General features: G+C 75.4%; 6 protein-coding genes. 1 reads left to right on the top strand and 5 read right to left on the bottom strand.

The window, feature by feature from the left end:
- Positions 1-18: 18 nt before the first annotated feature.
- Both ACPFP2_RS28850 and ACPFP2_RS28845 read right to left on the bottom strand, forming a co-directional pair.
- Complete coding sequence (locus ACPFP2_RS28850; protein ID WP_424093236.1) at positions 19-408, bottom strand: hypothetical protein; 390 nt, start codon at positions 406-408, stop codon at positions 19-21.
- Positions 409-513: 105 nt separating this feature from the next.
- On the bottom strand, positions 514-1,140 hold the full coding sequence (locus ACPFP2_RS28845) for a hypothetical protein (RefSeq protein WP_424093234.1): 627 nt from the start codon (positions 1,138-1,140) through the stop codon (positions 514-516).
- A gap of 231 nt (positions 1,141-1,371) precedes the next feature.
- On the opposite strand from ACPFP2_RS28845, the gene ACPFP2_RS28840 reads away from it, so the two are divergent.
- Positions 1,372-3,183 (top strand): SpoIIE family protein phosphatase, encoded by a 1,812-nt coding sequence (locus ACPFP2_RS28840; protein ID WP_424093232.1) that lies wholly within the window; start codon positions 1,372-1,374, stop codon positions 3,181-3,183.
- 24 nt (positions 3,184-3,207) lie between these two features.
- Here the strand turns inward: ACPFP2_RS28840 and ACPFP2_RS28835 are convergent, their stop codons facing one another.
- The 3 genes from ACPFP2_RS28835 to ACPFP2_RS28825 form a co-directional block, all read right to left on the bottom strand.
- On the bottom strand, positions 3,208-4,071 hold the full coding sequence (locus tag ACPFP2_RS28835) for an alpha/beta fold hydrolase (protein WP_424093230.1): 864 nt from the start codon (positions 4,069-4,071) through the stop codon (positions 3,208-3,210).
- A 64-nt stretch (positions 4,072-4,135) separates the two neighbouring features.
- Positions 4,136-5,353, bottom strand: coding sequence for a glycosyltransferase (locus ACPFP2_RS28830; protein ID WP_424093244.1), 1,218 nt, complete (start codon positions 5,351-5,353; stop codon positions 4,136-4,138).
- A 237-nt stretch (positions 5,354-5,590) separates the two neighbouring features.
- Positions 5,591-6,811: a globin domain-containing protein gene (locus ACPFP2_RS28825; RefSeq protein ID WP_424093228.1), complete on the bottom strand. Its 1,221-nt coding sequence runs from the start codon at positions 6,809-6,811 to the stop codon at positions 5,591-5,593.
- Positions 6,812-6,904 lie beyond the last annotated feature (93 nt).

Raw genomic sequence — 6,904 nt, 5'->3', positions numbered from 1 at the left:
CCCGCTCGCGTCGTCGCGTCAGTCCCGGCTGACCCCCTCCGGGTGCATCCCGGTGGCCTCCTCCAGGGCGTTGTCCGGCAGGTCACCGCCCGCCGTGTCGTCCGGGAAGGTGCGGCGGGCCGGCGCGGGGTCGGGCGGGGCGCCGGGCCCCGCCTCGGGGACCCGGCTCGGCTCGACCGGGCCGAAGCCGTGCCGCCCGGCCGGCCCGGTGGGCGCCGCCGGCTCCCCGGCCCGCCGGTCGCCGCGCCGCCCCGGCGGCACCGCGGTCTCTTCGCTCCCCTCGCCCATCGGGTCGTCCTCGCCGGCGCCCCAGGGCGGGCCCGCGTCGAAGCCGCCGGTGGTGCCCCAGGGGGCGGCGGACTCCGGTCCGCGTCGCGTGCCGCCCGTCGGTCCCTCGTTCGCCGTCATGGTCACCTCGCTGCTCGTCGTGGCGTCCGGCCCCGACCCCCGGGCCCGGCGGCCGCCGTCGCCGCTGCGACGCGCGGCCGCCCACCGGCCTGGTCGGGTACGACCTCAGCCCGCCATCGCCATCCGGCGCTTCGCCGTACCCATCGCGGCGATCTTGCCCATCGTCCTCGGCGCGCTCATCATCCCGCCCGCGCGCCCGAACATGCCCCGGAACACCTGACCGGGCTTCTGCTGCTCGCCCATGTACGAGGTGACCACCACCAACGCCCCGGTCAACGCCGGGATCGTCCACTGGAGCACCTTCATCCGCCGCTGGCAGGACGCCACGTCGCTCGGCGTCTGGTAGTTCGGCTCGGTGGTCCCCTCGACCGGCTGGTTGCCGGCCTTCTCCAGCCGCATCCCGAGCAGCCGGCTGTACCCGGTCACCGCGAGCGCGCCGACGGTGAGCGCCGTCTTGATCGCGCTCATCCGGCCCACGCCCCGCTGGGCGAACACCCGCGGGCTCTCGGTGACCAGTTCACCGGCCGCGCCGGCCAGGTGGGCCCCGATCGCCGCCGCGTTCACCGGCGTCCATCGGGACCACCCCGCCGAGGCGACCGGCAGCCGTTGGGTCGAGTCGCTGATCTGTGCCGCCGCCCCGTTCACGCCGAGCGCTCCCATCAGGGAGCCGCCGAACCAGGCCGCCAGGCCCAGGTCGTGCATGGAGCGCAGTGCGGTGTGCCGTTCGGACATCTGATCCCCCTCCACCGTATTCGGGCGCAGCGGCTTACCCATCGTCGGCGCGGCTACGCACCGGGGCCCGGTCCGTCCGCCCTTGCGTCGCTCGTCCGGTCCGCGCCGGCGGGAGGGGGGAGTCGCCGGGCGGTCGGCGGGTAGGCGTCGTGGGTGACCGGCTGCGGCCGGGTGACGGGCGTCGCCCGGCCGCGCCACACCTGTCGGGATTCGCGCGACCGGGATCCGGGCATGATCGCGCAGGTGGACGGGAGGGCGATGAGCAGGGGGCGGAGGCCAGCGGGGGATCCGGGGCGGCTGGACCATGCGCGCCTGTTCCGGGCCACCCCGACGCCGTACCTGGTGCTCGACCCCGACCTGGTGATCGTCGAGGTGAACGACGCTTACCTGCGGGCCACCGGGCGCTCCCGGGAGGAACTGCTGGGCTGCTACCTCTTCGACGCGTTCCCGAGCAATCCGCAGGGTCCCGACGTGAGCGGGGTGCCGAACCTGCGGGCCTCGCTCGTGCGCGCCCGGGACAGCGGCCGACCCGACACGATGGCGCTGCAACGCTACGACATCCCCGACGGGCTCGGGACATTCGTCGTGCGGTACTGGAGCCCGGTGAACGTGCCGGTGCTGGACGACGACGGCCGGACCGTGCTGCTGCTGCACCGGGTGGAGGACGTCACCGAATTCGTCCGGGAGCGGGAGCAGGGACGGGTCGAGCGGGCCCGGGGCGAGGACTACCGGCGCCGCGTGCTCGAGGCCGAGGCCGACCTCTACGCGCGGGCCCGCGAGCTGCGGACCGCCCTGGAGTCGGAGGCGCTGGTCACCCGGCAGCTGACCACCCTGGTCGACCTGGCCGGCCAGCTCGCCGGATGCGAGACCGTCGCCGCGCTGACCGAGGTGGTGATCGACCGGGGGCTGGCCGCGCTCGGCGCCGACGGGGGAGCGGTCGCCGTCCGGGACGGCGACCGGGTGCACCTCACCCTCACCGACAGCCTCGGCGGGCACACCCGGGAGCGGTACGCCGACCTGCCGGTGCACGGTCCGCTGCCCGCCTCGGTCGCGGCCCTGCGCGGCGAGAACGTGCTGCTGCCCGATCGCGACGCCGCGCTGGCCTGGTCCGACACGATGGCCGGCGTGCTCGCCGACACCGGCCTGTCCCGCTGGGCCTCGCTGCCGCTGCGGGTGGGCGACCGGCTGCTCGGCTCGCTGACGGTGGGTTGGCGCGACGGTCACCCCTTCGCGCCCCGTGAGGTGGAGCTGCTGGGCGCGTTCGCCGCCCAGTGCGCGCAGACCCTGGACCGGATCCGGGTGCACCAGGCGCAGCGGCAGACCTCGGAGACGCTGCAACGCAGCCTGCTCACCGAGCCGGCGCACACGCCGGGCCTGGCCGTCGCCGTGCGGTACCACCCGGCGACGGCGCACGAGCAGGTCGGCGGGGACTGGTACGACGCCTTCCCGGCCGCCGACGGCGCGACGACCCTGGTCATCGGCGACGTGACCGGGCACGACCGGCGGGCGCTCGCCGCGATGGCGCAGATCCGCAACACGTTGCGCGGCGTCGCGTACCTGATGGGCACGCCCCCGGCGGCGATCCTGGCCGGCCTGGAACGGGTGCTGGCCGGCCTGCGGGTGCAGAGTCTGGCCTCGGCGGTGCTGGCCCAGGTGTGGGCGCCGGGCCAGCCCGGCGGCGTGCCGGGCCGGGCCCGCATGCTCTGGTGCAACGCCGGCCACCCGCCGCCGGTGCTGGTCGGTCCGGACGGCGACGCGCGGCTGCTGGAGGCCCCCGTCGACCCGCTGCTCGGGCTGCGGTCACCTCGGGAGCGCCGTGACCACGAACTGCTGCTGGCGGCCGGTTCGACGGTGCTGTTCTACACCGACGGGCTGGTCGAGCGTCGCGGGTACCTGCTGGACGAGGGGCTGGAACGGCTGCGGGTGACCGCCGGCCGGCTGGCCCACCTGCCGGTCGAGCGGCTCTGCGACGCGGTGCTGGCCGACCTGGTCGACGCGCCCCGCGACGACATCGCCCTGCTGGCGCTCCGCGTCACCGGCTGACCCGTCGACGGCCGTGCCGGTGGGTCAGCGGGGCGGCAGGCCGGCGGCGAAGTCGGCCACCCGCCGGGCCAGCGGCCCGCCGGCCCGCACCCAGGTGAAGTGGTCCAGCGGGGCGCCGGCCTCGGCGACGGTGTACCGGTCCCGGGTCACCGGCGCGGCGGTGAGCTTCGCGCAGAGGTGGTCCAGCGTGGGGTGCGGGGTGTACTGGTCGTCGTCCATGCTCACCGCGAGCACCGGCGTGGCCAGCCGCCGCACGGCCGCCTCGGCGTCCACCCCGTCCAGCACGGGGAACCGACCGGTCCGCGCGGTGTGTGCCCAGTCCCGGATCACCCCGCGCGCCTGACGTCCGCCGAAACCCCACCCGGGCCAGAAGCCGAGCGTGCGCGCCACCGCCGCGATCCCCTGGGTGTACGGCAGCACGCCGTACCCGCGCAGGCCCGGGTAGCTGCGCCAGTACGGCACGCCGACGGCGAGCAGGGCCAACCCGTCGACGGCGTCCGCGCCGTGCACGGCGAGGTGCAGCAGGGCCGCCTGCCCGCCGAGGGAGTGCCCGAGCAGCAGCCGGGTACGCCCGTCCAGCCGGGGCTTGAGCGCGTCGAGGACCGCGCCGACGTCGGTGGCCAGCTCGGCGTAGCCGTACCGGCAGGCGCGCCCGGGCGGGGGAGTGCTGGCCCCGGTGCCGCGCAGGTCGGCCACGGCCACCGCGAGGCCCGCGTCGCGCAGCGCGGCGGCGAAGGGACGGTAGTAGCGGGCCCGGACCCCCATCGCGGGCCAGATCACCACCATCGGCGCGCCGGGCGGGCCGTCCGGCTCCGGGTACACCTGCACGCCGATGCGTGCCCCGTCGACCTCGACGTGTTCCTGCGTGTACTCCGGCTCCCCGCTCATCCGTCCAGCGTACGACGGAAGCTACCGGCGGGTAACCAAGGGGTGTCGCGGGCCGCCGCGCCCGTCAGGCCACCGCCGGGGCGACGTGGCCGACCTGGGCGACCGTGGCGTAGACCGCGCCGAGCTGCTCGGCGCAACGCTTCCAGGAGTACCGGCTGCGGATCCGGTCCAGCGCCGCCGTGGCGTACGCGAAGCGGCGGACCTTGTCGGTGAGCAGCCGGCGCAGCGCGGTGCCCAGCGCGCGGGGGTCGCGCGGCGGGACCAGATCGCCGGTGAGCCCGTCCACGACGGTGTCGGCGATCCCGCCGACGTTCGTGCCGATCACCGGGACGCCGCAGGCCATCCCCTCCAGCGGGGTGAGCCCGAACGGCTCGTACCAGGGGGCGGCGACCAGCACGTCGGCGGAGCGGTACCAGGAGCTCATCTCCTCGCGCGGCACCGCCCCGAGCAGCTTGACCCGGTCGGCGACCCCACAGGACTCGGCGAGCGCGGAGAGCCGGCGGGCGAAGCCGTCGGCCGGCAGCAGCTCGGCGGGCGGGCCGCCGACCACCACGCACTCGGCGTCCGGCACGGCGGGCAGCGCGCGGATGACGTCCTGGATGCCCTTGCGCTCGACCATCCGGCCGACGGTGAGGATCCGGTGGCGGGCCGGGTCGCGCGGGGCGGCCGGTCCCTGCGGGCGGAACATCTGCTCGTCGACCCCGGACGGGATCAGCGCCATCTTCGACCGGGGCACGCCGAGGCGGATCAGCTCGCCGACCTCGTCCTGGCACTGGACGACCACCCGGTCGGCGGCGCGGCCCAGCGCCCGCTCGTAGCCGATCCGGTCCGGTGGGCTGGTGTCCTTCGCCCCCCGGTGCCGGCGCTTCACCGCGCCGAGCCCGTGGTACGTCAGCATTACCGGCGTGTTGGTGCGCCGACCCGCGTGCAGGGTGGCCAGCCCGCTCATCCAGAAGTGGGCGTGCGCCACGTCGGGCCGCCAGTCGCCGTGCCGCCACTGGTCGGCCAGCCAACGGCCGAACTCGCCCATGTACGGCAGCAGCTCGTCCTTCGGCACCCGCAGCGCCGGCCCGGCCGGCACGTGCCGCACCTGGTAACCGGCGGAGGCGTCCACCACCTCGGGCAGCCCCGACGAGTCGCGGCGGGTGTAGACCCGCACGTCGTGGCCCTCGCCGACCAGCGCCGCGGCCAGCTCGGCGACGTGTGTGTGCTGACCGCCGGCGTCCTCCTCGCCGAGGACGGCGAGCGGGCTGGCGTGCTCCGAGATCATCGCGATGCGCATGTGCCCTCCTCCAAGATCCGGTCCCGGGTGGCGATGAACCGGTCGCTCCGCCTCGGCGGCGGCCACCACCTGTCCGCCGACCACCAGGGCGGTGGCCGGATCGTGGAAGATCGCATTGGTTCCCAGGACGCGCATGCGACGTCCCTACCCCGGCCTGCGCCTCCTAACCGGGAGATCATCGACTTCACGACGGGGCCGCGAACCTCCACGGTGGAGATTCGCGGCCCCGGATGCGGCTCAGACGCCGCCGCGCAGCATCCCCGGACCGAACACCTCGTAGGCGATCCGCTCCACCGGCACGCCACGGCGCAGCAGCCCGCCGCGGACCTGGTTCATGAACGGAAGCGGCCCGCACAGGTGCACGTGGGCGTCGGGGGAGACCGGGATCAGCTCCGGGTCGACCCGGCCGCTGGACACCTCGGCGGTGAGCGCGTCCAGCCGGTCACCGTCGGTGGTCTGCTCGTACCAGAGCTTGAGGCGCAGGTTGGGCAGCCGGTCGTGCAGCCGGGGCAGCGCGTCGCGGTGGGCGTGCGCGGCCCCGTCCCGGTCGGCGTGCACCAGCACCACCGGACGCTCCGGCGCGGTGTCCGCCAGGTACTCCAGCGCGGACATCGCCGGGGTGAGCCCGATGCCGGCGCTGACCAGCAGCAGCGGCCCGTCGCCGGCGACCGCGCTCACCTCGCCGAAGGGCGGGCTGAGCCGCAGCGTGTCGCCGACCGCGACCCGCTCGTGCAGGAAGGTGGAGACCGTGCCGTCGGGCGCGCCGCCCTCGCCGCGGACCCGCTTCACGGTGATCCGCCACTGCGGGGCGCCCGGACGGCTGGAGAGGCTGTACTGCCGGATCTGCTGGCCGAGGTCGCCGTCGAGGTCCACGGCCACCGAGACGTACTGGCCGGGGACGAAGTCGGGCACTTCACCGCCGTCGACCGGGACGAGGGTGAACGACCGCACGTCGGTGGCCTCGGTGGTCACCTCGGTGACCCGCCAGCCGCGCCACACCGACTCACCCTCGGCCAGCCCGGCCTCGGTGTAGAGGCGGGCCTCCCGGGCGATCAGCTCGCAGGCCAGCAGCCAGTACACCTCGTCCCAGGCGGCGGCGACCTCGGGCGTCACGGCGTCACCGAGCACCTCGCCGATCGCGCCCATCAGGTGCCGGCCGACGATCGTGTACGAGGTGGCGGTGATGCCGAGCGAGGCGTGCTTGTGGGCGATGCGGTCGAGGATCGGCCCCCAGGGCGCGTCGCCCGTGCCGGTCAGGTGCTCCGCGTACGCGACCACGGCGGCGGCGAGGGCGGCCTTCTGCTGCCCGGTGGCCTGGTTGCCCCGGTTGAACAGGTTGAGCAGCTCCGGGTGGGCGGCGAACATCCGCGGATAGAACCGGCCGGTGATCTGCTCCCCGTGCGCCCGTACCACGGGCAGGGTCGCGGTGACGACGGCGGCTGACGATTCCGAGAGCACAGCTCCTCCTTGTGTGTTGCCTACGCCGCCCACTCAAACAGGAGTCCAGGATTCCTATTTAGGGTCGAAGGTCCCGGGTCCGCTGTTGCCGCC

The sequence above is a fragment of the Micromonospora citrea genome, from assembly GCF_049629545.1.
Classification (GTDB): domain Bacteria; phylum Actinomycetota; class Actinomycetes; order Mycobacteriales; family Micromonosporaceae; genus Micromonospora; species Micromonospora citrea_A.
Note: the sequence above shows the minus strand (reverse complement) of the source record. Positions and strands in the feature narration are given on the sequence as shown.

Excerpts from the sequence above, each read along its gene's own strand:
- ACPFP2_RS28850 (WP_424093236.1), bottom strand. The coding sequence starts at position 408 with ATGACGGCGAACGAGGGACCGACGGGCGGCACGCGACGCGGACCGGAG.
- ACPFP2_RS28845 (WP_424093234.1), bottom strand. The coding sequence starts at position 1,140 with ATGTCCGAACGGCACACCGCACTGCGCTCCATGCACGACCTGGGCCTG.
- ACPFP2_RS28840 (WP_424093232.1), top strand. The coding sequence starts at position 1,372 with ATGATCGCGCAGGTGGACGGGAGGGCGATGAGCAGGGGGCGGAGGCCA.
- ACPFP2_RS28835 (WP_424093230.1), bottom strand. The coding sequence starts at position 4,071 with ATGAGCGGGGAGCCGGAGTACACGCAGGAACACGTCGAGGTCGACGGG.
- ACPFP2_RS28830 (WP_424093244.1), bottom strand. The coding sequence starts at position 5,353 with ATGCGCATCGCGATGATCTCGGAGCACGCCAGCCCGCTCGCCGTCCTC.